This window comes from Curtobacterium sp. B18, from assembly GCF_000333375.1.
Taxonomy (GTDB): Bacteria; Actinomycetota; Actinomycetes; order Actinomycetales; family Microbacteriaceae; genus Curtobacterium.
The window spans coordinates 1-1,725 of record NZ_BACZ01000518.1 but is presented as its reverse complement, the minus strand read 5'-3'; the positions used below and the strand labels follow the sequence as shown (position 1 = coordinate 1,725).

Below are 1,725 nucleotides of genomic sequence, written 5' to 3'. Positions count from 1 at the left end.
GCCTCGCCGACGACGAGCTCGTCGTGGGTGTCCTCGAGCGCTCGGACGAACCGACCGTCGGCGAGGTCACGCGGCACGCGGGTCTTCGGCATGGGATCATTCTGTCGGAGACACCCGGCGTCCGCGCGGGGACCGTCCGGACGGGCCGTGCGCACGACCGACACGAGCGGCACCGGAGCGCGGACGCAACGACTGCGGACGCAACGACTGCGGACGCAACGACTGCGGACGCAACGAGATCGCGTCGCTCGCGGAACTCCGGGGCGTCCTCGAGCCCGCCGCCGCCCGGCTCGCCGTGGAGCGGGCGTCCGGCGCGCAGCTCGACGAGGTCCGCGCGCACCTCGACAGCCTCCGACCGACCCCGGACCGGCAGGCCGGCATCCGGATGGGCTCGACGTTCCACCTCGACCTCGCAGCGCTCGGCGGCAACCGGTTCATCACCGACGCCATCGCCGACGCGCTCACCCGCCTGGAGCGCACGCGGTGGATCGAGGTGCGCACGCCCGAGGCACGCGACGCGGCGTGGGAGGAGCACAGCGCCATCATCGACGCCGTGCGCGCAGGCGACGCCGACCGCGCGGCCGAGCTGTTGGCGGCACACGTCGCGGGCACGAACGATCGACTGCTGGCGTGGATCGCGCAGGAGCGCCGGCGGCTGCGGGGTGCCGGGATGGCGATCGTGGGCAGCACCGAACGCTGACGCGCCGACCGGGCGTCGGCGCGACGGACGTGCCGACCGCACGCCGGCGCGACGAACGTGCCCACCGCCCGCCGGCGCGAAGGACCCGCCCACCGCCGCCGGCGCGACGGACGCGCCGACCGGGCGCTGACGCGACGCACCTGCCGACCGCACGCTGACGGGACGGACGTGTCGTAGGCGCGACCGTCCGCTCTGGCGCGGTGCGCGGCGGACCCGCACCGCGCCTCCGCGGACCGCTACGGTTTCGTCGCGCCGTCCTCGGCCGAATCGATCTGGTCGAAGATCCAGGCGTTGCCGCCGTCGGAGTGGTCGAGCAGTGCGTCGCGCACCTCGGCCTCGTCGGTGGTGAGCCGGATCGCGCTCTTGCTGCCGGACCGTGTCGATTGGGACATCGCGTCTTCTCCTGTGTGTGTGGGCACCGTGGCGGTGCGCTTCCTCACGGGACGTGCTGAGGTCGTGACAGTGTGGCGCGCCTTGTCCGGATCGCGCAAGGGGTTTCCGGCACATGTGGGAAAGTCCCGGTGGGCTCCATGCCTAGGATGGTCCGGCCGCGCGGCTCGCGGCACGCGAGCAGCGGACGTCGGACGGGAGGCACGGCTTGGCCGAGCAGCGCACCGCACCTCCCACGGTCTACGACGTGGCATCCGCGGCGGGCGTCTCCATCGCCACCGTGTCGCGCGTGCTCCGCACGCCCGACGCCGTCCGTGAGGGCACTCGCGACCGCGTCCAGGCGGCCATCCGGACGCTCGGGTACGTCCCTTCCGGCAACGCACGCGCGCTCGCGGGCAAGCGCACCGGCGTGGTCGGTCTGCTGCTGCCGGGGTTCGACGTCGTGCCGGACGAGCGGCCGGACCTGGTGACCGACGGTGGTGTCCGGGTCGTCGACGACGGCCGCCACGGCGTCCGCCCGCTCGGTCCGGCAGTCGTCCTGTGCGTGGCATCTCCCCATCTTGGCCCCGGACGACATCGGCCCCGGCGGCGGGACACGCCGGGGAACGAACGCGGACGACCGCCACCGGGGTCAT

At 74.1% G+C, this 1,725-nt stretch carries 3 protein-coding genes; 2 read left to right on the top strand and 1 reads right to left on the bottom strand.

The features are described 5' to 3' along the window. Window positions 1–238: 238 nt before the first annotated feature. Window positions 239–700, top strand: a complete 462-nt coding sequence (locus tag I5E_RS13775) for a GntR family transcriptional regulator (RefSeq protein WP_261974948.1) — start codon at window positions 239–241, stop codon at window positions 698–700. Window positions 701–936: 236 nt separating this feature from the next. Here the strand turns inward: I5E_RS13775 and I5E_RS25590 are convergent, their stop codons facing one another. Beyond that, window positions 937–1,092 carry a hypothetical protein gene (locus I5E_RS25590; RefSeq protein WP_022907498.1) on the bottom strand — a complete coding sequence of 52 codons (156 nt, stop codon included), beginning with the start codon at window positions 1,090–1,092 and terminating at the stop codon, window positions 937–939. Between the two features lie 245 nt (window positions 1,093–1,337). Here I5E_RS25590 and I5E_RS13765 point away from each other — a divergent pair. Then, window positions 1,338–1,725 (top strand): LacI family DNA-binding transcriptional regulator (locus I5E_RS13765; RefSeq protein ID WP_261974947.1); only part of this gene is annotated, 388 nt, incomplete at its 3' end.

Bases quoted from the DNA above. Each gene is read 5' to 3' on its own strand.
- I5E_RS25590 (WP_022907498.1), bottom strand. From the start codon at position 1,092: ATGTCCCAATCGACACGGTCCGGCAGCAAGAGCGCGATCCGGCTCACC.